The following is a 21,514-nucleotide window of genomic DNA, read 5'->3' as shown; positions in this document are numbered from 1 at the left end:
GTCATAAACTCGCACAGTTTCACATTTGCAGCCCTCTATTCAGGCGCGATTTACATAACGTGATCTGCTGGAATGTCTTGAATCAGACCCATTTTTGTCTATTAACTGCAGATGGAGAGGGCTAGGGCGGAGAGGCAAATATTTATGCAGCCGCAATTAAGGCACAATTATGTGGCTTATTAAATGCGCCTAGGGGGTTTTTGCAAATGGCTCAGAGGTGTCATTATTGCGTCCGGAAAATTATTGGGGTGCATTTTCATTAGGTGGGGGTGGGGTGTTGGCTGTGCCTTATCTCACAATTATAAGAATCGTGACATGGGAGACATTTCAACCCGAATTAATGGGTGGAGATTTATTGAAAAATCTTCATATCTGCAGGTAATGGAGGTTTATCTGGGCTGAATGGCTAGGCGTCGTAGAGGAAGGTGGAACGTTAGTATTTGCCCGGTATCCATACGGCTACCCCTGAAAAAATATGCAAACAACAATTATCGACATTGAAATAAAAGGAAATAGGGGTGCCAATTAAATGGTCTAACAAACATAAAATGTATTTGTTATATTCGGGGGCGGCCAACGCTATAAATGAGAATTAGAAGGCGATGTCAACTGGGCTACCTGTGATGGGGGCTGGAGACGCTTATGCGTGGTCATTGATTGTTAATTGAAGGCTGGAAAGGTAGCGAAAGGTGTATAACGCACTGAAATCGAAGGAAGGGGGAGGGCTCATGTTCGGTCGTTTTACAAACGAGAAGCGCTGGTTGGCGCTATTTAGCTTCATGGCTGTGCTCGCTCTTTTCTTCGCTAAATCTCCAATAATTGCGCATGCGCAGGATGCAGAAGACACTGGCGAAACCCTGACGATTCAGAAGATTCTGAGTGTTCCTGGAACCGTTAAGGGTGTTGAAGCCAATGGAAATGTCCGTGATTTTGGGCCACTCATTGCGGCATTTGACGAGGCTGCAACACCATTTGGTAGCCACAAAATGGGTTACTGCATTGAGGCCAGCGTCGCCGGTGATCTTTATGACACCGGTCGTGTGCAGAACTTCAGTCAGTTCTCGCGCAGTACAGATACCAATAACAAGCTGCGGAACGACTTTGACCGATACCGGAAGCTCAACTGGATTGCGCACCACGGTTCTCCAGCTGTTGGTTTGGATGAACTGGGGAAGGCGGCTGGAGTTAAAGGACGTCTGAATGTGCTGGATGCCAATAACGCAACTCAGTTCGCTCTGTGGCACTTCTCCGATGACATTGACTTCTCCCAGGGCATTCACAACCCATCGACGAAGGCTGTCTATGACTACCTCACTGGTCCGGCTAACGTCGGTCAGGGCACCGTCGACGGTACGAACCGCACTGGCTACATTTTCAACAATGGTAAGAAACAAGACATCATTGTGATTGACAATGTCACTCCGTCTTCCGGTGAAGTTCCGGCAGAGCCGGCGAAGCCGTCCGAGCCAGAAAAGCCATCTGAGCCGGAACAGCCAACCGAACCGGAAAAGCCGACTGAGCCGGAGAAGCCGACTACACCGACCACGCCTGCGGAGACCACGACCCCGTCCGAGTCGACCAAGCCATCCGAGCCGGAGAAGCCGACCACGCGTAAGCCGTCGATCTCCACTCAGGCTCGCCTGAACGGCAACAAGATTGTTGCGGGCGCTGTGGTTAAGGACATCGTGAAGTTCACCGACCTGGTTCCGGGTAAGAACTACCGCCTGGACGCCACCCTGGTGGACAAGACCAATGCTGATCGCATCCTGGGTACCGGCAGCGTGGAATTCACTCCGGAGACCTCTTCGGGTGAGCAGGCTGTCATGATTACCGTCTCCGATGATGTAGATGAGCCGGTTTCCGCTGCTGTTGCATTCGAAAAGCTGACCTCGACAGAGGTCACCGCCGATGGCCAGGACAACACCGATGGTCAGCGGGTAGAGATCGCCTCCCACGAGGACATTAACGACGCAGCTCAGACCGTTCACGGCGAAAAGCCGGAGCAGCCGTCGACCTCCGAAGAGACCCCGACGACCGAGGAGACAACGGAGCCGTCGTCCAGCGAGACCACTACTTCTGAGACCAGTGAGTCTGAGACTCCGGCGACGTCGGAAAGCGAAGAGCAGCCGAGCTCTTCGACGACTACTCCTAACACCTCCGAGTCCACGAAGCCGGCCGCTCCGACGGAACCGACCGAGCCGACTGACAGCACTGAGTCGCAGACCACGGAACCGACCGAGCCGACTGAGACTACCGAACCGTCTAAGCCGAGCGAGCCAGCTGATACGCCGCTGGAGCCGGAGCTGCGCACGGTAGCCGAGCTTCAGGGCAACCGCATTGAGGCTAATGCCAAGGTTGTCGACACCGTGCATTTCGAGGGCCTGGTGCCTGGTAAGAACTACACCCTCTCCGGTGAACTGGTTAATAAGGCTGATGGCTCTGTGATTGGTCATGGCGAGGCGACGTTCAAGCCGACGTCGGCAAGCGGTACTGTGACTGTCACTCTTGAGGTGTCTGACTCTGTTAAGACTCCTGTTGCTGAGGCTGTCGTGTTCGAGCACCTGACCTCTGATGAGGTCGACTCGACTGGTAAGGAAAGCGCTGGTCAGGTCAATGAGATCGCTGACCACGCAGATATCAATGACGCAAGCCAGACCGTGACTGGAGAGGTTCCGGAGAAGCCGGAAGACACCCCGACTGAGGAAAGCGAAACTCCGTCCGAGGAGACGACCGCACCGGAGACCAGCTCGACTGAGCCGACCACGTCCACCGTTCCGGTAACTCCGAGCGAGGATGAGCCGTCCGAGCAGCCGGAGACGACACAGCCGGAAGAGCCGTCTGAGACGACAACTCCGTCTAAGTCCGAGTCCGAAAAGCCGAGCAAGCCGAGCAAGCCGACTAAGCCCGCTCAGCCGGAAAAGCCGAGCAAGCCAAGCAAGCCTGCTCAGCCGACCAAGCCAAGCAAGCCTGCCCAGCCGGAGAAGCCGAGCAAGCCGACTAAGCCCGCTCAGCCGGAAAAGCCGAGCAAGCCGACGAAGCCTGCCCAGCCGGAAAAGCCGTCCAAGCCGACGAAGCCTGCCCAGCCGGAAAAGCCGAACCACCCGAGCACCCCAGCGCAGTCTGAGGACAACCCAGCCATCACGACTACTGCCGGTATTGCCGGCAAGGGTCTGGTTGAGAAGGGCGCTGTCGTCATCGACACCGTGCACTTCACTGGCCTGAAGCCGGGCACGAAGTACACGTTGACCGGTGAGCTGATGTGCAAGGAGACGGGCAAGTCCACTGGCGCTAGGAGCCGCCTGCACTTTGTGCCGACGGCATCCGCCGGCACGGTTGATGTTCCGATCATCATCACTGACGGCGACTGCGCTTCCCAGGTTGCCTTCGAGACTCTGACCGATGCCAATGGCAAGGAAGTTGCTGTTCACAAGGACATCAACTCTGCGGAGCAGACTGTCACGAACGGCAAGACCCCAGAGAACACGCCATCTGAGCAGCCGAAGGATGAGGGCGAGCAGAACACGCCTAACGACGATTCCTCTGCACCTACCAGCGACTCTGCCACCCCGACCACTGTGATTAATCAGCACTCGGAGCAGAACAACACCAACGTCACCATCATCGGTGGCACTGGCCAGGATAAGCAGAAGAACCACGGAAAGCCGTTGGCTCCGAACTCGGAACGACGTGCAATTAGTTCGGTTCCGTCTGGCCCGACTGGTTTGGCTACTCACGCTCTGCCGACGGTAGCCACGAACTAAGGAGATTCCATGACTGATCAGTTTGGCTCGGACGAGACCGGTAAAGAACCTGGCAACACACCAGGATTCGATCCGGAAACCGAAACCGGCGCACTCGGCCACGTTGATCCGTTTGGCCAGGATGAAGACCAGGCCGACGGCCAAGCCGAAGACCTACAAAGCGTGCCTTGGTGGAAGCAGCCAAGAATGTATATCGCCGCTATCGCGTTAATCGGCGTTATCGCTCTGCTGGTGATTGGCCAGATCAATCGCAATGATTCGACGCTCGATGGTGCGCAGGAGAATCTGCCCACTCCAGCACAGGGTTCTCGGGGAGCTGTGCACGAGATGGAGATGCTCATTGATGGTAAGTCGGCTCCGATTGATTTCGTTCAGCTGACTGATCAAGGATCTCTGATTCCACCGACCGATGTTTCGCGCCTTGGCTGGTACTCGGCTTCCGCAATCCCGGGTGAGAAAGGTGCAGCTGGATCGTCCGTCATTACCGGTCACGTCAATGAGGTGGACCAGGGCGATGGCTACGCTGCACGTTTCGCTGACCTGAAAGCTGGTGACACTGTCACGGTGAAGGTAGATGGCGAAAGCCGAGACTTCACCGTCAGCAAGGATCCAATCCAGGTGGTCAAGGGCGCTCAGATGCCCGAGGCTGTCAACGATGCAGTTGGTGAGAACCGCTTGGTCCTCATTACCTGCGGAGGCGAGTTCGTCGGCGGCACGTTGGGATACGCCGACAACATCATCGTCGAGGCCACTCCAGTGCGCTAATCCAGTGCGCTAGGGCACTAGGGCACTGGGGCGCAGCCTCAATTCATTGACCAATTTCATTGGCTGCGGCTGTTGAACGCCGTCGAACAACAGCGGCGCCGACAGTCGCAGAAAACACAAATCAAATCTGCAGAAACACTGCAGAAACACTGAAGATAAGGAAGTACCTATGAGCATGTTGAAGAAAATCGGTGTCTGGGGTGTGGGCGCACTCGTGCTTGCCGCTCCGGTTGCTACTGCCGCACAGGCGGTAGCTGCACCTGCAACCTCCGCTGACACTGCAGTTGTCGCTCCGGGCAAGGGCGGGTTCCTGCACTCGGGCAAGCTGGCCGTCAATCGCTACGTCTTCGAGCTTGAGCATCGCGATGGCAAGGACTACGTCAACATCACCTTCACCGGTGACCACAGCGCTGACGTGCAGATCATGCCGGATGGTATGACCCCCGAGGGCAAGAAGAAGGTCGATCAGGTTGGTGACGTCCTCAAGCTCAACGGCTACAACGATGTTCACTACTGGGCGGTTCTCTAAACGCCTCTTGTGACGCCACAGCGCGCCCCGTGTCGCTTACTGTCTCTGTGCTTTTACAGGTCCTAGCACAAGGCGGTGGGTCGCGGGGCGTTACTTGGTTTTTGAGGGTGTCCTTTTGCTTTCGCTTGACGACGTTGTCGTGACAGCAAATACGAGAAGGTTGATGAGCCCTCATTTGCCCGGCGTGCGCTGCGACGATAGCGGTAGGGGGTAAAAGCTATTGATACAAACCAACTGGTTAGCCCTGATTGGGGGAAGGGGGATAAATCGAGGAAATCTTGACGCTTTTTTGGGTGAATGGGCAAAAGCCCGTCGCGAACAGTGCAAAGAGCTATCGCGGAGGTAGTACGAAGTGTGAATGCGAAGGGTTTTCATGCCCAGGTGTCGCGGCCCGTTCTCCTTGGGGTATCGGTCAGATGTTTAAGCGGTTAAGTTATTTATAAGCGGTTCACTGAGCGCTGTTAACCGAGCGAGCAATGAGCTTGAGCTGTAATGTTTCGACATTCAAACATTAAAGTTCATAACGCTTAAGCTTAAAAGGTTAGACAAACTGGTCTTTTTCTTAAGGAAAAACTCAGTTTTGGCAAGTCGGGGAACGTTGGTGTCGCCGTCTGGAGTGAATCGCGAGACGTATTGAAGCGTGTCGCTTCATTTTGGACTTCTGTAAAGGACCTGTTTTCGTGAATAAGTTCTCCCGTACCGCTCGTTCGGTAACTTTCGCTGCCATCGTCGGTCTGTCGATGGGTGTCTCCGCCCCGGCTGCAATCGCTCAGGAGGATCCCTCCATCAACCAGGCTGCTGGCGACTCTCCACTGGTGAATAAGAACGCCAAGGGCTCGCTCACCATTCACAAGTTCGGTAACCCGACTGGTGAAGGCCAGCCGTCTGGTACCGAGGCTGATATCAAGGATGTTGAGGCCAACGGTGGCCAGAAGCTTGAAGGTGTCGGCTTCACCGTTTACAGGATCAACAAGACTGCAGATGGCAATACCGACATCGATGTCACCACTAACGAGGGCCTACTGGCTGCTTCGAAGCTGAAGGCATCTGACTTCTCTCAGGGCGCAGCTCTCAAGGGTGACCTGCCTGCGGGTGTCCTGTCGGAGGTTGCATCCGGTAAGACCGGCCCAGACGGCAAGTGGAACGTTGGCACGGAACTGCCTCTCGGTGCTTACCTGGTTGTTGAGACCGGCCCGAAGGAAGGCTATGACCCGGCTGTTCCGTTCATCGCTTTCGTTCCGATGACCGCGGATAACGGTGGGGATAACCAGGGCACTAGCTGGAACTACGATGTCCACGCGTTCCCGAAGAACTACAAGGACGAAGAGCCGGACAAGACCGTCAAGGACAAGGACCAGAACGCTGGCGACGAAAACCTGGTCTACACCGTCACGGGTACTGCTCGTCAGCTGAAGCCGGGCACGGAGCGAAACCAGTTCCAGATCACTGACCAGATTGACCCGAAGCTGGAAATCACCGACGTGAAGGTGACGGTCGCTGGCCAGGAGATCCAGCCGACGCAGGATGTTGATGGGAAGTTCTTCGAGGGCAACAAGGTCGACGTCGCCCTGAAGCCAGAAGTTGCAAATACTCTCAAGGCCGGTGACAAGGTCGTCGTTACCATCACCACCAAGCTGAAGCCTGAGTTCGCGAAGGATACCGATATCGCGCCGAACAAGGCTCTGGTCTTCCAGAACAACCCGGATGGTACCGAAAACTCCACTCCGAAGGAGACTCCGGAGGTCAAGACCTACTGGGGTGGCCTGCAGTTCAAGAAGGTCGATGGCAACCGCAAGGGTCTGGAAGGCGCCGAGTTCCAGATTGTCCGCCAGGAGGCTGGCAAGCAGTGCTCCGAAATTGACACCACCAAGAAGGATTCCTGGACTCCGGTAAACGGTCAGCAGGGCGGCGAAATTAAGACCACCTTCGTCTCTGGCCAGGACGGTATCGTCAAGATTACCGGTCTTCACGTCAACGACTTCGAAGACAATGCTGAGGTTGCCGCTGATGACCAGTCCCACTACTGCCTGATTGAGACCAAGGCTCCGAAGGGCAAGGAGCTGCTGCCGGAGGCACTCGAGTTCAAGCTGGTTGCTACCTCGACTGACCCGGAGCGCGTCTACAAGCTGGCTTCCGTCCAGGTCGGCGCTAACCCGGGTGAGGTCGTTAACTCCGACGACACTACCCCGAACCTGCCGATGACCGGTGGTGCCGGTATTGGCATCCTGGCTGCTATCGGTGCAGCTATCGTCGCAGCTGGTGCATGGTTCGCCCGCCGCGGTTCCAAGAACTAAACCCGAGTAAAGGCTCGGTCACTGGAGCTCTTTAGCTCCAGTGTTGCGGGAATAGCGTGCGTTCAACAGCGCACGCCATTCCTGTAGTTTGCGCATCACTGAAATTACTGTTGCGGCCTTTCGATGTGCTCTTTTTCAACAGCAGGCATTCCCATGCCGGTGAGAAAGAGAAAGGCCACATCCCTTTTTGATTGACTTCTTGGGAGTTCCTCCGTGGGTAAACACTCTGCGTCGACTCTGACGCGGGACGCATCAGCTGAGCAGCCTAATCAGCCTGAGCAGGCGAAAAAGAACAGCATGGTTCTCCCCGCAATTCTGGTGATTGTGGGTTTACTTGTGATGCTGTACCCGGTTGTCTCCACGGCATTGAATAACTACGGCACCTCTAAGGCGGCCAAAGAGTTCGCCAAGCTGGAGAAGTCCGTACCCCAAGAAGTTAAAGATGAACAGTGGGAGCGTGCTCATTCTTACAATGAGCGCCACACCACCGGCCCGATTCTGGACCCGTGGCTTAACGAAATTAATGACCACAACCCTGAGTACGCCGCTTATCTCGATCAGCTAAACGCTACCGACGTGATGGCGCGTCTAATCTTCCCAGAGATTAAGGCCGACCTGCCGATCTACCACGGCACCAGCGATGAGGTGCTCGCTAAGGGGCTCGGACACCTATACGGATCCGATCTTCCAGTCGGCGGTGTTGGAACCCACTCCATCATTACCGGTCATACCGGACTTACTAACGTAACGCTCTTCGATAACCTGCGGAAAGCAAAAGAGGGAGACGCCTTCTATATCCAGGTCGCAGGTCACAAGCTGAAGTACGAGATTGATCAAATCAAGGTTGTACTTCCGCATGAGACCGATGATCTTCGTCCCATTGAAGGCCAGGACTACATCACCCTCATCACTTGCACTCCTTACGGAATCAACACGCACCGTCTGCTAGTGCGTGGGCACCAAGTGCCGATGGATCCGTCGGAAAGCAATGTCTTCGACCAAACGCACGGAGCTGGATGGCAGTGGTGGATGTACGCCCTGCTTGTAACAGTGCTTGTGCTTGGCGCAGGCTTTGCGTGGTGGCTCTGGCGCCAGCGCCTCGACGCCGACGAAGAGCTTGACGACGACGCTGAGAACGCGGACGTCGAGACTGCTGATGGCGACGCAGACAGCGATGAACTCGCTGACGGCAGCGAATCGGCATCCGAGGATAATAACAACACTTCGTGGTGGGAAAACGACAATGAATAAATATTTGACATCCACCTGGAACCGGATAGCTGCGTTCTTAGCTGCCTGCGCTCTGGTTGCAGTGATGGGTGCAATCGGCGCGAATGACGCCAACGCGGCCAGGATTGTTGGACGCGTGGACGCTCCAGGCGTTTCAGCAACAAGCGGCACTGACATTGTGCGAATTACCTTGAGCCCAGGAAACCCGGACGATGATAATTCGACGGCGTCGGGCTCTATTTCTGGCGTGACCATTCATCTGCATCGTCTTAAGGGAATTTCGCCGTCAAGCCAGCAGGACCGCGAGAAGGTGGAAAATGCCACCGCAGCTGAGCTTGCCGAGTGGCCAAAAGACCTCCACTTCAGCCAGGTCACTGACGAAAACGGCTCTGTTAAATTCAGTGACCTGCCGGAGGGTATTTACCTTGTGACCTCGACGGCTCCGAACGACAGTTATCGGGAGATCAACCCCTTCTTGGTATCGGTGCCTTTCTATGGCGCGGACTATGACTCCACTCCTGTAGAGGGAGTCATTGTGGCGAAGTCGCACAAGCCGGGGGAGACACCACCACCGTCGACGCCTCCGACCACTCCGCCGAAGACCCCTCCGACAACACCACCTGGAACTCCGCCGACTACGCCGGGCACATCGACCCCGCCGAAGACTCCTCCGACCACTCCGGGTGAACCGGGAACCTCGACGACCACTTCGACTACCTCCACGCCACCTGATGAGCCTGGTACCTCGACGCCTTCGGGCTCGTCGGGTTCATCCTCAAGCTCGGGAAGTAGCGGAGGATCCGGCTCCTTGGCGCTCACCGGTGTGCAGGTAGCAGGCCTGGTAGCTGCCGCTGCAGCACTAATCGGCGGAGGATTCGTCATTATCGCCGCTAGCAAGAAGAACTCAGAAAGTGGGAAGAACTAATGTTTTCGACAACATTCCGCTTGCCGGATTCAATGCGAACTACGCTTCGCATGTTCTTGGCCGCTTTGCTAGCGGTAGCTCTCGTTGTCAGCGGTCAGGCGTTTGCGCCCAATGCGCCACAGGCACAGGCGCAGACGGAGGTTATTCCGACGTCTCCGCCGAAGCATGAGTTTAACAAGATTAAGGTGCAGCCCAATCCGGGCGATGCAAAATTTGAGTTCACTATTGATAGCGACGCGACGATTGACAGTCTTCAGTTCAATGTTGGTGGATCAGAGTGGCTTAAGGGATATGAGCTAAGTATTAATGGCAGGACGATTCCGTCTCAGTTCGCCCCAAATATAGGGTCTGGTGCATCGAAAAAGGCACCGTTTGAAATTGTGCACAGCGGATTGAATCAAACGGTGAAAGCGGGCGATAAGATTAACTTAGTATTGAACTACAACAGTTCGACAGCAACTGGCAGCGTATCCGTCACCCTTCGCGGTACTCCCGACGGCTCTACTGAGCCCACCGGCCCAAGTGAGCCAACTGACCCGACGGAGCCTACCCAGCCGACAGAGCCAACTGAGCCCACCGAGCCGGAGAATCCGGAGCCAGAACCAGGAACGGTAACTCCTGCGGATCCGACCCTTGTTGATCCCGCGACTGCACCGGAGTGCGTGGAGAAGGCGTACATCAATATCCCGGACACCAAGGGTGTTGATTACTACCTCAACGCAGAGAAGAAGCCGGCTGGCCGGCACGTCTACGAGCAGAACAAGCCGGGTACAGTCAAGGTCACTGCAATGGCACAGTCGGGGTTTAAGCTTGCTCCGAACGCGCGTACCGAGTGGACTTTCAATCTAAGTGGTGAAGTTAAAGACTGCTCAAATTCTTCTGAAGATCCCAAGCCACCGGCTGTCGAAGGGCGTCACTTTGATGCCATCGGCCACGAGTTTGCAGTTAAAGCTGACCCAGTAGATCCGAAGAAGCCTAATGCCTTTACGGCTAAGGTGACTGAGGAATCTCACATGAAGTACGCAACCGTGCGTATCGAGACTGACGCGACCTTCTTGGATCCGCAGAAGTACAACCTCACTCTGGACCAGATTGAGCCAGGCGTAACTCTGCAGAAACGCAACGTCAATATTGGCAACGGCTTCATCACCATGGACGTTGTTCCGGTAAAGGATGGTAAGCCGGTTGACTCTGCCCTTGTACCGAAGGATGCGGTATTCACTTTCACTAATAATCTTTCGCAGAACAAGAATTTGAAGGTCACCCTCGATGTGTATGGAGAGAAAAAGGACGAGCCAAAACCACCGGAGATTATCTCGCCACCAGATGGAGCCAAATGGGTGCATGGGCGAGTCCCTAACCCGCCGATGCCACAGCGTTGTGGTCTGCGTATTGCTGTAGTAGCAGACCTTTCGACATCGCTCCGTTACGCAGATACTGATGGTTTCGAAGCATCTAAAAAGGCCGCGAATGCATTTATCGATTCCCTGCAGGGCACTCCAGCCGAGCTCGGCATCTATAACTTCGCAAGTGACGGTCCGGCTAATCAGGCTGGAACGACACACGGTCAGAACCCACCATATATTTCAATGCTGTCGGAGCAGGGCGTCCAGCGAGCAAAGGACGTAGTTAAGAACTGGAGCTATAACGCAAATAACAGTGCTACGAACTGGGAAGCGGGCCTGAAGCAGGTCAAGGATAACGACTACGACGTGGTGTACTTCATCACTGATGGTATGCCCACGACCTCCTCGACAATCAAGAGCAAGGGCATCGGTGGTGAATTCGTTCAGGCTAGTGCTCTCAACGACGCAATCAAAGCATCCAACGAACTCAAAGCTGCCGGTACCCGTGTTGTGCCGCTCATGGTCGACCTGACTCTTGGCGGGCGAAGCAGCCAACGCCCCGTTGTAACGAATGATCTGGTGCTCAAAGACGCCAAGCGCATTGGCTGGCAAGCAGATCCGGGACAAGCCCCAGGCCTCTACTACAAAATTCGAAGTGATCACCCGAAGGCTTCGCACGCCAATTACATCAACACCGACACCATGGCGAATCTGAAAATGGCGTACGACGCGGCAGGCAACCAGGCCCTGCAGGTGTTTGAACGGATGCCTAATGGGAGGTTAAACACAGTTACTTCGGACATGTCTAGGTGGACCTACGGTGCACGTGGTGTCAAGACCATGGGCGAGGATATCTCGGGCACTGGTGACACGGTGAGGGTGTCTAACTACAGCAATCTTGCGGAACAGATGAAAACAATCGCCCAAGACGTAACCACACGATGCAACGGTGTAGTGAAGGTCAAGAAGAGGATTGTCGATGAAAACGGCAAGGTTCTCGAAGACGGTGCCCCTGGTTGGGAGTTCACCCTGTCCGCAAATAACAATGTCATCGGTTCTGGTAATGGCCCGTTGGTTCACCAGTCGATGAAGGTGACCTCCGGTTCTGAATCCGATAAGGGTACTGCATCGTGGAACATCGAAAGCGAGAGGGAACAGTCGCTGGTTCTGACTGAAACGCAGAAGCAGGGCTACACCTTGTTCCGTCGCGGTGACACCTTGGATTCCACCGGTGACTACAACGCCGTATGTACTCAAACCCGCGACGGGAAAACCTCACCTCTCAAGGTGGAAAATGTGGGCGAGTTTGGTTTCCGTGTAAAGATGTCGGAATCCAATAAGGTCCTGTCTTCCATTTCCTGTGTTGTCGATAACTACGAAGCGCCGGACACCAAGCCAGGCAAGCTGACCTTGGAAAAGGCGGAGTACGTCGATGGTGAGGGAGTCAAGATTCTACCGGGGCTTGGTGGTGCAACCTTCGATATCTACCCCTCGGCTGGTGGTAAGCCGGATTTCAGTGGAGGACCGGTCTACACCATCACGCCTGATCAGAAGTCAATTGAAATCACTGAAACTGGCACTTTCTACCTTGTAGAAACGATGGCGCCGGCAGGACTTAGCCTGCTGCCAGAGCCAGTAGCTTTTGAAATCTCAATTGACCAAGAGACTAAGGAGTACACCGTCTCGGTGGTAGGCGGCAGTAGCCCGCTTATTAAGGCCGAAGGCTCCGGTGAACTCATGATCATGCAGGTGACCGACACCAAGACCGGTAAGCTGCCAAAGACCGGTGGAAACGGAGTCCTTCTCTGGACACTGTTTGGTGCGGTAATCGCAGCCTGCGGTTGGTTCTGGACTCGCCGCCAGCAGTCCTAATAACAAGAATGGGTTCTGTGCAGTCGCCTGCACAGAACCCATTGGGCCGCACAAAGAACAAGACTCGCGTCCCACCATCAGGAAGCCCTACGCAAACAAAGCCCTCTTACCAGGGTGAGTTAGCGGTGATATAGGAACCAAGCTGCTGCCCGTTCCCATCGATGATGTTCCAGGTAGTCGATACAACGCCGACAGCGCCTTTTTCCGGAACCCATACAGGGCCACCGGAATCGCCTCGTTGAGCGTGTACGTTCTGAACCTGTAGAGCGTTGTCCTCGATTTGGTATGCCTCGCGATCAGCGGCTAAACCGCAGGAAACTCTCCCCGTAGTGTTTCCGTATATGCAGACTGTCTCGCCTGTTTGAACATCTGTTGGGAATAGAGTCGAATCGCCCGAATACGAATTCTCACCTGCAGTAGCGGGGTCGTCAAGCGAGACAACTCCAATGTCGTTCCCTGTATCTAGTGAATGGTCATAGGTGGGAGACGGTTGGAATACTCCAATTTTCTGAAAGGTCCCATCCGTCACCGTGTCTCCATCTTGTCCACAATGCCCTGCGGTATAAATCTGAGAGTTGGTCTTGTCGACATAGCCGGCTGTACAGACACTAGCTTGCGGTCCATCAGCGTGAATGATGACAACTGGATCGCCTTGGTTGATGGTGGCCGCGTAGGCCGGTAGCCCGGTTGTAGCCGTGATAACGGCAGTGACAGTGAAAATCCATGAAGGTCTATTCATGGGGAAATCTGCTCCTCAGTGAGTCGGTCGGTGGCGGCCCAAAAACTGGTTGTGGCGTTTTCATGCCGCACATTGAAAAGCATTTCCTCAGGCTGGGTTTCCTAGAGGGCGAATACGAACGCGCATGGTGAGCGTCCAATCATCCCAAAGATGCGTAAAAACAAAGCTAATCTCGTCGAGAAAGATGGAACGTATGCGTGTCGGGCAGTTCATATACCTGTTTCGTATCGCGAATATAAGGAAATATATAAACCTATCAGTTAAGACAGAACCTACGCTCAAGTGGTCAATCATGCGCGATAGCGTTCTAAAAATGGGGTAGAAGAAAGGCCAACGCCCATCGGGGGGGGGGCGGGGCTAAACAGCAGCCGAGTCGCCGCTGGCGCTGTCGCCGTCGTCAAGCGCGGCAACCAAATCGCGGTGCGCACGAGTTCCGATCGTGGTCGGCATTAACACACCGCTGAAACGTGGAATCTCGCTGTAAGTTGCCACTCGTTATACAAAGTTGTCGAATTTGTTAGCAAACGGCTGGCACGTGGGGTTCGTTCGTGATGCCAGAACGGGAAATGAGAGGTCATATCCTGCCGTCAAGCAGGGATAATCTAGAAATTACAGAGCTCTCCGTGATGCCGGGGAAGAAGGGTACATCAAGTCTGTAATCCAGTTTTCTAAGAGCCTTTCATAACGAAATCCCTGCTGGAGGGGCTCTCTCGCAGTCATGTATTCCTAGCCGCACTGCAGATTGCCTGTGGCGGCTATAGCATCGGCATTGTCCAGACATTTCGTCTACAACACTGAGAACAGGAACGGCACATCATGGCTGACAATGCAAAGAACACTGCTAAGAACACCCCGGCAACTCAGGCTGGCTCGGACTCCGCGAATAAGGGAACCGGCCACGGCCACACTTCTATCGACGACAGCGTCGTCTCCAAGATTGCCGGTATCGCTACCCGCGAGGTCTCCGGTGTCTATGACCTTGGCGGCGGCATGGATCGCTTCGCTGGCTCCGTCCGTGAGTTTGTTTCCGGCGGCAGCGCCAACGTATCCCAGGGAATTGCTGTTGAGGTCGGCGAGCGCCAGGCTGCAGTCGACGTCACCATCATTGCCGAGTACGGCGTTGCCATCCATGAACTGGCTGAGGCTATCCGTCAGAACGTCATTAGCTCCGTTGAGCGTATGACCGGCCTCGAGGTCACTGAAGTCAATGTCGATGTTTCCGATGTTCACACCGACTACCAGACCCCGCAGGAGCGCGAAGAAGAGGCCGCTAAGCAGCGCGAAGAGCAGCGCAAGGCCATCGCGGCTGCTAACGAGCCCAAGGAACAGCCACGCGTCCAGTAGTTGACAACTATTGCGCGTCGGAGCAGGGCAGGATGGGTAGTTAGGCCCGTATAAAGGGGAATTTCATGTTCGATAATTACACAAAGACCTTCGCGACGATTGCCGTTGTCCTGTGCTTCGCCGCAATGATTGGTGGTTTCACGGGTTTTCTTGCGGTTATTGCCTTCGGAGTTCTGGCCGGTGCAGCCGGTGCGGTACTCGATGGCAAAATCGATGCGCCCGAACTCAACCGTAAGTTCAACCGAGGAGGCCGCCGACGGTGACTATCCACGTTCCAGCAACGCGTGGCACCACCGTCGTAAGCGAAAAGGCAATCCGCCGCATCGTAGAGATGGCCGTGCGCGCGGTTCCCGGCACCCTCGACCAATCCCGTGTGCTAGGGCGCGACTATCCAATTGTCTCTATCGATAGTGCGATTGCCCCTAGTTCTGCCACGACCAATGCCGTTAGTGCAGTTCGAGTCGCAGTTCGCGCCGTTGCATCATGGCCGGCGCCGACAGCGGAAATTGCGGTGCGCATTCGTTCAAGCGTCGCCGCCTGGCTCGCTGATATGGCCGGTCTTGAAAATGTCACCGTCGATGTTGACATCGACAGCGTCGAACCCGGGCACGTGCGTGTCACCCGACAGGACTTAGCGTACTTTTCAGATCACCCGCAGTTGACACCTGTCCGGGTGAACCAGCAGGTAGTAACCGCACCGCAGGTGCGGCGGGTCCCAGAAGTGCGGTCTATCGCCGTGCCGACGCCGCAGCCAGTGCGCAGTATTTCAGTACCGCAGCCACAGTCAGTGCGTAGCATTCAGCCGGTGACACCGCAGCTGGTACGCAGCGTTACTCCGCCGCGTCCAGAACGAGTACGCAGTGTCCCAGCACCTGCTCCACAACCGATGCGCTTTGTCATGCAGCCGAAGCCGCAACCAGCTGTGGCTATTAAGGCACCAAAGCCGCAACCGGCCCGTCGCGTTGTTGCGCCACCGCCGTTACCAGTGACTCGCACCTCGGCGCCGAAGCCGGTACAGGTGCGTCGCACACCAACTCCACGGCCAATACAGCTGCGAAAAGTCGCAGCACCAAAGCCGAAGTCCTTGGTGCAGGTGAGTGTCCCCCGGCAACCAAAGCTGCGTCCGGTACGAGTGCCGTCGCCACGCACAATTAACGTTAAGACGCCACGACCAGCACTACTACGGCCGGTTAAAGTGCCGCGTCCAACCCGGTTGAAACAGGTTCGCGCACCACGACAGGAGCAGCTGCGCCCGGTATCCGTGCCACAACCACGTACCGTGGTGGTAAGCACGCCAGAGCCGCGCCCACTGAAAAAGATTGAGGTGACACCCTATGACGCCGACTGAGAGGTCATCGGCCGCGGTGGTCTCGGACGAGTCAGTCGAAACTCGCCAGGGACGTGACCCGCGTCAATCACCAAAGGTCCGCGGGCTGGGAGTTTTCGCCGGTCTGTTGATGATTGCAGCGGCCATTGTCGCAGGTAGAGAAGCAATCATTAGCGCCAATAGCTCAGGTGACACCTCATGGTTACAACCGGTATTCGACTGGTTCAGCAACCCACAGGGCTCAGCCGCGTCATGGGTGTTGCTCCTCGTCGGAATCCTCGCTGCAATCTATGGGCTGGTACAGCTCATCGCGGTGTTTCTTCCCGCCCCGCGCCGGTATGTACGCGTCGATGACGATGGCAACCTGCCAGTGTGGATGCATAAGTCTGACTACCAAGAAATCCAGAATGGCACGGCACTTGCTTCCGGAACTCACGGCGGATACGAAGGTGATGACAAGTGAAAACATCAGTAAGCGTATTCGACCGAATTGTGTTGTTCCTCTTCTCAGCGCTGTTACTACTGGTAGCAACATGGGCGATTGCTAGCTACCTCGATGTCGCTCCTGCACAGTGGCTTCATGACACCGGGCGGATGGAATCCTGGGGAAAACTACCTGAGCAAAGCTGGTATGTTCCCGTCCTCGGTGTAATCACAGCGATTCTAGCGGTGGTCGGCTGCAGCCTGGTGGTCGCTAATCTGCGATCGCACCGGTTCAGCACGGTCGCCGCATCGGAATCACAGGAAAAGTTAGGAGAGATTTCGCTGCCGGTCGCCGATGTTGCCGATGCGGTGTGCACCGATCTAGAGCGCAACGCCCACATCAACCAGGCGGATTCACGGGTCTACCGGGATAATGGAATACCCACCTTGGAAGTGACTGTGGCAATGCCACCGCAGGCGAGCCTCCCCGCCGTTGTAGCTGCCCTGAAAAACGCGGAGCGTGAAATGCGTGATGCCCTCGGCCATGCGGATATCGCCTCGACCTACAAAATCGAACTGGACCGTTAGTCAGCTTCGAGAGGCCACAACCTACAACGGCTGGCTACGTCCCCTGGCCGGAGCGGGGGCTAAACAGCTGCAGAGTCGCCGATGGCACTGTCGCCGTCGTCAAGCGCAGCAACCAAATCGCGGCGCGCACGGGCGACACGGGAGCGAATAGTGCCCACACGACAACCTGCGATTTCCGCGGCCTCCGCGTAGGAGTAACCCAGCACCTGCGTCAGAATGAGTGCCTCGCGGCGTTCCTCCGGCAGCTGCTCCAGCAGCACGCGAGCGTCAGCGAGCTCTGACCACGACTCGCCGGTCGTAAACTGCTCGGCAGCATTTTCCACTTCCACCGCAGACTTCTTCGGACGCGCCGAATCATGACGGACCGAATCCACCCACACGCGCCGGGCCAGCGACAACAGCCAAGTGCGGGCAGAAGAACGCGCCGCAAAGCGGGGAAGCGCCCCCATGACACGCAGATACGTCTCCTGCGTTAAATCATCCGCAGCATCAACGCCACCCAGATGTGCGAGCAGACGCCACACGTCCTTCTGCGTCAGCCGCACAAACTCCGTCAGCGCAGCCTGATCACCGCGACCGGCTTTCAGCGCCAGCTGCGTGATGTATTCGTCATTAGAGACGAGGCGTGCGGGAGTCATGGCAATAGCTTAGCAACTTAAAACCTAAAGATAATTCGCCTGGCTGCACGTGGCCTCACCTGCAAAAAGCAGGCAGCAACGCAGCCAGGCGAACTAGGGGGCTGAAGTGTTAGAAGCGGATGGCGTCGATGGGCTTGACGCGGACTGCGATGGTGGCCGGGATAATACCCGCCAGCGCGCCCACGAACGTCGCGACCAACACGCCGATTACAGCGGCCGTGACGGGGTAGGCCACGGCGCCCGTCTCCAGCGGCAACGCCAGCATCTTATCCAGCGGCAGCTGCTTGACCGTGATGATCGAGGCAATCACGCCAACCACGCCCGCCACCGTCGTGGCGACAATCGACTCCAAGAACACAGAGATAAAAATCCGGCCTGCCGACGCGCCCATTGCGCGACGAATACCAATCTCACGGACACGGTGGCCGATGGTGACAATCGAGACCGTGACCAGGCCCAACGCGCCAAGCGCGATCACGATGCCACCGATAATGCCCAGCGCCGTAGTGATGGTGTTATTCATCTCCTGGGAAATCTCCGTGTCCTTCTCCGACAGGGAGGTATTCACCTTCCAGCTGGGGCCGAGCTCCGCCTGGAAAATGTTGTGCAGCGCCTTCTGGTTCTCCTTCGCGGACTCCTCAGGCGTTGCGACGAGAAGTTGCGGCTCACCCACCGGACCCTCGTAGCCGGCATTGAGGAAGGAATCGTAGTGCGTGACAATGCTCGGGGCGTCCCACGATCCGAGGGACTTATACACTCCCACCACGGTGAAAGTGGTGTTGCCGGTTTCCTTCAAGGTGAAGGTTGGGTGGTCGGCTAGCGCTGGGTTTCCCAGGCTCTCGTAGAACTGGTCGTTGACCACCACGGGGTTCATCAAGCGCTGGCCATCGGCATCTTCAAGGCGACGTCCCTGCACGATGGTGCGGGCGTAGATATCGAACCAGCCCGGGTCAGCGGCGATCAGCTCGGGGGTGCCTGGCGAAAAACACTCGTAATCATCCGGTGCGCAGTCATCCATATTGTGCTCAGGTGTGGCTGGCTGCATGCGAACACGCGACCACAAGTTGGCATGGGTGGTCTCTACCAGGCGATGCGTGGCAGTGGAAAAAGCGTCGTTGATGGACCCGTCCGGATTGATGACGCTCAAATCGTCCGGTCCGTTTCCGCCGATGCCTCCACCGCCGAAGTCGCCGAAGCTATCGGCCATCGTGCCGGCGCTGCTGTCACTGCTGAAGCCGCCGTCGCCGAAGTCGCCGCCATCCTCAGAACCGGAACTACCCGCTCCGGCAGTCAACGTGACCGTGCCGGCGATGCCCGTGCTCTGTGCGGTTACCGCATCCTGGGAACTGGTGAGAATATTGCCAAGCGCAATGACTGTGGTCATCGCCCACACTGCGGCGGCCACACTGACCAGCGACAGCATGATGCGGCCACGGTTAATGCGCAGCTCATGCCACGCTTCCAGCAGAGCGCCGAGATAAGGCGTTGCTGCATAGAGGAAGGAAGGCCGTGACTTCGATTCTGTTTCTTTATTCGTCGTCATCAGCAACCTCCTCGAAGCCGTGCATAGCGTTGGCGGCAGATAGCAGGACGGAGTCGGCGTGCAACTGACCGTCGCGAAGCTCAAGTGCCCGATCGCCGCGCTCGGCGACCTCTAAATCGTGCGTAATCACAATCAGCGCAGCATTGTTTTCCGTGGCGACTTCTTCGAGCAGATCCATGACGATCTTGCCGGTGTCGACATCGAGCGCACCAGTGGGCTCATCGGCAAGAATGAGCTGCGGTTGGCGCACGAGCGCACGGGCAATCGCCACACGCTGCTGTTCACCACCGGAAAGCTGCGAGGGCGTGGCCTCTAGACGATCGCCCAGACCGACGCGCTCCAGCATCGCGGCGGCGAGCTCGGTGCGATTCCAGAACTTCTCGCCCCGGTCGTACATCAGCGGAACCTCAACGTTTTCCAGCGTGGTGCGGGAAGGGAAGAGGTTGAACTGCTGGAAGACGAATCCCAAATTATCGCCCCGGAGCGCAGCGCGTTTCCTGTCTGACAAGGTGGAAATATCGGTGCCGTTGAACGTGTACGTGCCAGAATCCGGCAAATCGAGCATGCCAATGATGTTCAGCAGCGTTGACTTACCCGAACCGGACTGGCCGACAATGCTGAGGTGCTCACCACGTGGCACTTCGAGGTCGATGCCTTTCAAAATAGGCAGCTCCTCGCCGTTGGGCAGCGTCACTGTTCGAGTGACTGCGGTCAAACTAAGCATGGCGCGGGCCTACTTTTCAGAGCCAGCGTCATCGCCGGACTCATCGAAGCCAGTGTCACTGCCATCACCAGCGCCGGTGCCAGTGCCGTCGCCGGCGGACTCATCCTTGTAGGACGGCACGTACTCCAAAACCTGCTGGCCTTCCTTCAGGCCGCGCTTGATCTCAATGAAAGTGCCATCGTTGGCGCCGAGCTCAACCTTGATTTTGGTGGGCTTGCCGCCATCCTTAGCCGGAGCGTAGACGACACCTTCGCGGAAGCGTCCCTCCACCGCGGTCACCGGCAGTGCCGGGACCTCCGAGGTGGTGCCGCTGCCAAGAATCAGCGTGGCAGGAACACCTTCGTAGACGGTCTGATCTGCGGGAATGTCACAGCGCAGCTGTGGGCCGCCCGAGGAATTTCCAGCAGCGGCGGCGCCCATGCCAGCACCATCTCCGGCGCCAGTGTTCTGCGAGCCCGCGCTACTTCCAGTGACAGTCTTCACCGAATCACACAAAAACGGTGCCGGGCCATCGTTGATGGCGAGGCGGCCATTGTTAATCGAGTCTCCCAGCGTGTACAGCTGGCTCGGCTTAATAGGTGCTACGGCGTGGAAGCTGTTCGGCGAAATCGTGCCAATCTCCTGGCCGATCTCAACCGTCTGGCCGATGACGATATCCCACTGCACAGTGCCAGAAGCCTTAGCGGTGATGTTTCCCCAAGTCACGGTAGTTTCGGGTGCGGCGGCTGCGGCGTTTTCTTCATCGGAATCCGCGCCGCCGGAGGTGCTGGCAGTCTCAGATACCGAGGTCTTCTTCACCTGAAGCAGGTTTTGCCCCTCTACGGCGTTGCCGCCGCTGTTGACATAGGCGTCAGTGATTTCACCGGAAGCGTTGGCGCGGATCACGGTGGGCTCGTCCGGGACGATGGTGGCAGACAGCTTCTGCGTGTTATTGATCCGCTGAGGGGATAGCTCCGTGGTGGGTTGGGAGAAATCACCGGTTGCTTGCGCAAAGTCCTCGTCGTTAGCGGGGAAGAATGCGATCTTGAGAAGCGCAATGGTCGCCAGCAACGCCAGCGTGTACTTGAAGATTGTGAGCGCTTTTGCGCCCCTCCCTTGTTTTTTCATGTCTGCAGAAGTATCCGATCAGAATCCAAATTGACAGCGTGGTACGCGAGAAATCCTACCCTCAACGCCTGCGGACAGTGGTAGTGCTGGCTATACCTTTTATTCACTGCTGATAGGTATTGCTTGAAAGCGCAGTAAGTGCTTTTCGACGGTCATTGCGTGTGGTTTTTGTGGAGGAAAATCTGCCTTTTTTGGGGCGAGTGTTTGCGGCTGATACGGCGAACCTAATCGGACTAATAATTAAGTCCACATATCAATCTCCAGTGACTAATAGGAAAAATATGAAACTTCGTGTAGGGTGGAAAACGTCAGGGCATGTTGTGACTGCCATCTAGCCCCTGTCTTTAGGAGGAAATCCC

Annotated in this window: 18 protein-coding genes; 12 read left to right on the top strand and 6 right to left on the bottom strand. The window is 56.3% G+C overall.

The features are described from left to right. Nucleotides 1-728: 728 nt before the first annotated feature. From HMPREF2547_RS11075 to HMPREF2547_RS03860, 7 genes are all read left to right on the top strand, one after another. On the top strand, nucleotides 729-3,761 hold the full coding sequence (locus tag HMPREF2547_RS11075; RefSeq protein ID WP_070604778.1) for a VaFE repeat-containing surface-anchored protein: 3,033 nt from the start codon (nucleotides 729-731) through the stop codon (nucleotides 3,759-3,761). Between the two features lie 9 nt (nucleotides 3,762-3,770). Beyond that, nucleotides 3,771-4,526 carry a class F sortase gene (locus HMPREF2547_RS03885; RefSeq protein ID WP_070604776.1) on the top strand — a complete coding sequence of 252 codons (756 nt, stop codon included), beginning with the start codon at nucleotides 3,771-3,773 and terminating at the stop codon, nucleotides 4,524-4,526. 169 nt (nucleotides 4,527-4,695) lie between these two features. Then, the gene (locus tag HMPREF2547_RS03880) at nucleotides 4,696-5,055 is read left to right on the top strand and encodes a hypothetical protein (protein ID WP_070429229.1); all 360 of its coding nucleotides are present in this window, start codon (nucleotides 4,696-4,698) and stop codon (nucleotides 5,053-5,055) included. Between the two features lie 680 nt (nucleotides 5,056-5,735). After that, nucleotides 5,736-7,349, top strand: coding sequence for a SpaH/EbpB family LPXTG-anchored major pilin (locus HMPREF2547_RS03875; protein WP_070604774.1), 1,614 nt, complete (start codon nucleotides 5,736-5,738; stop codon nucleotides 7,347-7,349). Between the two features lie 237 nt (nucleotides 7,350-7,586). Then, entirely contained in the window at nucleotides 7,587-8,600 is a 1,014-nt protein-coding gene (locus HMPREF2547_RS03870; RefSeq protein ID WP_222865602.1) for a class C sortase, read from the top strand. Next, complete coding sequence (locus HMPREF2547_RS03865) at nucleotides 8,593-9,504, top strand: isopeptide-forming domain-containing protein (RefSeq protein WP_016421899.1); 912 nt, start codon at nucleotides 8,593-8,595, stop codon at nucleotides 9,502-9,504. The genes HMPREF2547_RS03870 and HMPREF2547_RS03865 overlap by 8 nt, the downstream gene beginning before the upstream one ends. Further along, nucleotides 9,504-12,722, top strand: coding sequence for an LPXTG cell wall anchor domain-containing protein (locus HMPREF2547_RS03860; RefSeq protein WP_083296854.1), 3,219 nt, complete (start codon nucleotides 9,504-9,506; stop codon nucleotides 12,720-12,722). Before HMPREF2547_RS03865 ends, HMPREF2547_RS03860 begins: the two co-directional genes overlap by 1 nt. Nucleotides 12,723-12,828: 106 nt before the next feature. On the opposite strand, the gene HMPREF2547_RS03855 is transcribed toward HMPREF2547_RS03860, so the two are convergent. Then, complete coding sequence (locus HMPREF2547_RS03855) at nucleotides 12,829-13,461, bottom strand: trypsin-like serine protease (protein WP_016421901.1); 633 nt, start codon at nucleotides 13,459-13,461, stop codon at nucleotides 12,829-12,831. Between the two features lie 357 nt (nucleotides 13,462-13,818). Beyond that, nucleotides 13,819-13,953, bottom strand: a complete 135-nt coding sequence (locus HMPREF2547_RS11050) for a hypothetical protein (protein WP_255348479.1) — start codon at nucleotides 13,951-13,953, stop codon at nucleotides 13,819-13,821. A 324-nt stretch (nucleotides 13,954-14,277) separates the two neighbouring features. On the opposite strand from HMPREF2547_RS11050, the gene HMPREF2547_RS03850 reads away from it, so the two are divergent. From HMPREF2547_RS03850 to HMPREF2547_RS03830, 5 genes are all read left to right on the top strand, one after another. Beyond that, entirely contained in the window at nucleotides 14,278-14,805 is a 528-nt protein-coding gene (locus HMPREF2547_RS03850; protein ID WP_016421902.1) for an Asp23/Gls24 family envelope stress response protein, read from the top strand. A gap of 65 nt (nucleotides 14,806-14,870) precedes the next feature. Then, nucleotides 14,871-15,068, top strand: coding sequence for a hypothetical protein (locus HMPREF2547_RS03845; protein ID WP_016421903.1), 198 nt, complete (start codon nucleotides 14,871-14,873; stop codon nucleotides 15,066-15,068). Then, nucleotides 15,065-16,153 carry an Asp23/Gls24 family envelope stress response protein gene (locus HMPREF2547_RS03840; protein ID WP_016421904.1) on the top strand — a complete coding sequence of 363 codons (1,089 nt, stop codon included), beginning with the start codon at nucleotides 15,065-15,067 and terminating at the stop codon, nucleotides 16,151-16,153. Before HMPREF2547_RS03845 ends, HMPREF2547_RS03840 begins: the two co-directional genes overlap by 4 nt. Beyond that, complete coding sequence (locus HMPREF2547_RS03835; RefSeq protein WP_070604772.1) at nucleotides 16,140-16,595, top strand: hypothetical protein; 456 nt, start codon at nucleotides 16,140-16,142, stop codon at nucleotides 16,593-16,595. The genes HMPREF2547_RS03840 and HMPREF2547_RS03835 overlap by 14 nt, the downstream gene beginning before the upstream one ends. Beyond that, on the top strand, nucleotides 16,592-17,143 hold the full coding sequence (locus HMPREF2547_RS03830) for a hypothetical protein (RefSeq protein WP_049192917.1): 552 nt from the start codon (nucleotides 16,592-16,594) through the stop codon (nucleotides 17,141-17,143). The genes HMPREF2547_RS03835 and HMPREF2547_RS03830 overlap by 4 nt, the downstream gene beginning before the upstream one ends. A gap of 59 nt (nucleotides 17,144-17,202) precedes the next feature. Here HMPREF2547_RS03830 and HMPREF2547_RS03825 read toward each other — a convergent pair whose 3' ends face one another. The 4 genes from HMPREF2547_RS03825 to HMPREF2547_RS03810 all read right to left on the bottom strand — a co-directional run bounded on the left by HMPREF2547_RS03825 (nucleotide 17,203) and on the right by HMPREF2547_RS03810 (nucleotide 21,155). Continuing rightward, nucleotides 17,203-17,781, bottom strand: a complete 579-nt coding sequence (locus HMPREF2547_RS03825; protein ID WP_070546310.1) for an RNA polymerase sigma factor — start codon at nucleotides 17,779-17,781, stop codon at nucleotides 17,203-17,205. A 109-nt stretch (nucleotides 17,782-17,890) separates the two neighbouring features. After that, on the bottom strand, nucleotides 17,891-19,324 hold the full coding sequence (locus HMPREF2547_RS03820) for an ABC transporter permease (protein WP_070604771.1): 1,434 nt from the start codon (nucleotides 19,322-19,324) through the stop codon (nucleotides 17,891-17,893). Then, the gene (locus tag HMPREF2547_RS03815) at nucleotides 19,311-20,048 is read right to left on the bottom strand and encodes an ABC transporter ATP-binding protein (RefSeq protein ID WP_005511665.1); all 738 of its coding nucleotides are present in this window, start codon (nucleotides 20,046-20,048) and stop codon (nucleotides 19,311-19,313) included. Before HMPREF2547_RS03815 ends, HMPREF2547_RS03820 begins: the two co-directional genes overlap by 14 nt. Before the next feature lie 9 nt (nucleotides 20,049-20,057). Further along, nucleotides 20,058-21,155: an efflux RND transporter periplasmic adaptor subunit gene (locus tag HMPREF2547_RS03810; protein ID WP_070604770.1), complete on the bottom strand. Its 1,098-nt coding sequence runs from the start codon at nucleotides 21,153-21,155 to the stop codon at nucleotides 20,058-20,060. Between the last annotated feature and the right edge of the window lie 359 nt (nucleotides 21,156-21,514).

This window comes from Corynebacterium sp. HMSC055G02, from assembly GCF_001809065.1.
Taxonomy (GTDB): Bacteria; Actinomycetota; Actinomycetes; order Mycobacteriales; family Mycobacteriaceae; genus Corynebacterium; species Corynebacterium jeikeium_D.
Note: the sequence above shows the minus strand (reverse complement) of the source record. Positions and strands in the feature narration are given on the sequence as shown.

Bases quoted from the DNA above. Each gene is read 5' to 3' on its own strand.
- HMPREF2547_RS03835 (WP_070604772.1), top strand. From the start codon at position 16,140: ATGACGCCGACTGAGAGGTCATCGGCCGCGGTGGTCTCGGACGAGTCA.
- HMPREF2547_RS03860 (WP_083296854.1), top strand. From the start codon at position 9,504: ATGTTTTCGACAACATTCCGCTTGCCGGATTCAATGCGAACTACGCTT.
- HMPREF2547_RS03815 (WP_005511665.1), bottom strand. From the start codon at position 20,048: ATGCTTAGTTTGACCGCAGTCACTCGAACAGTGACGCTGCCCAACGGC.
- HMPREF2547_RS03825 (WP_070546310.1), bottom strand. From the start codon at position 17,781: ATGACTCCCGCACGCCTCGTCTCTAATGACGAATACATCACGCAGCTG.
- HMPREF2547_RS03880 (WP_070429229.1), top strand. From the start codon at position 4,696: ATGAGCATGTTGAAGAAAATCGGTGTCTGGGGTGTGGGCGCACTCGTG.
- HMPREF2547_RS03820 (WP_070604771.1), bottom strand. From the start codon at position 19,324: ATGACGACGAATAAAGAAACAGAATCGAAGTCACGGCCTTCCTTCCTC.
- HMPREF2547_RS03865 (WP_016421899.1), top strand. From the start codon at position 8,593: ATGAATAAATATTTGACATCCACCTGGAACCGGATAGCTGCGTTCTTA.
- HMPREF2547_RS03845 (WP_016421903.1), top strand. From the start codon at position 14,871: ATGTTCGATAATTACACAAAGACCTTCGCGACGATTGCCGTTGTCCTG.
- HMPREF2547_RS03885 (WP_070604776.1), top strand. From the start codon at position 3,771: ATGACTGATCAGTTTGGCTCGGACGAGACCGGTAAAGAACCTGGCAAC.
- HMPREF2547_RS03850 (WP_016421902.1), top strand. From the start codon at position 14,278: ATGGCTGACAATGCAAAGAACACTGCTAAGAACACCCCGGCAACTCAG.
- HMPREF2547_RS11075 (WP_070604778.1), top strand. From the start codon at position 729: ATGTTCGGTCGTTTTACAAACGAGAAGCGCTGGTTGGCGCTATTTAGC.
- HMPREF2547_RS03855 (WP_016421901.1), bottom strand. From the start codon at position 13,461: ATGAATAGACCTTCATGGATTTTCACTGTCACTGCCGTTATCACGGCT.
- HMPREF2547_RS03810 (WP_070604770.1), bottom strand. From the start codon at position 21,155: ATGAAAAAACAAGGGAGGGGCGCAAAAGCGCTCACAATCTTCAAGTAC.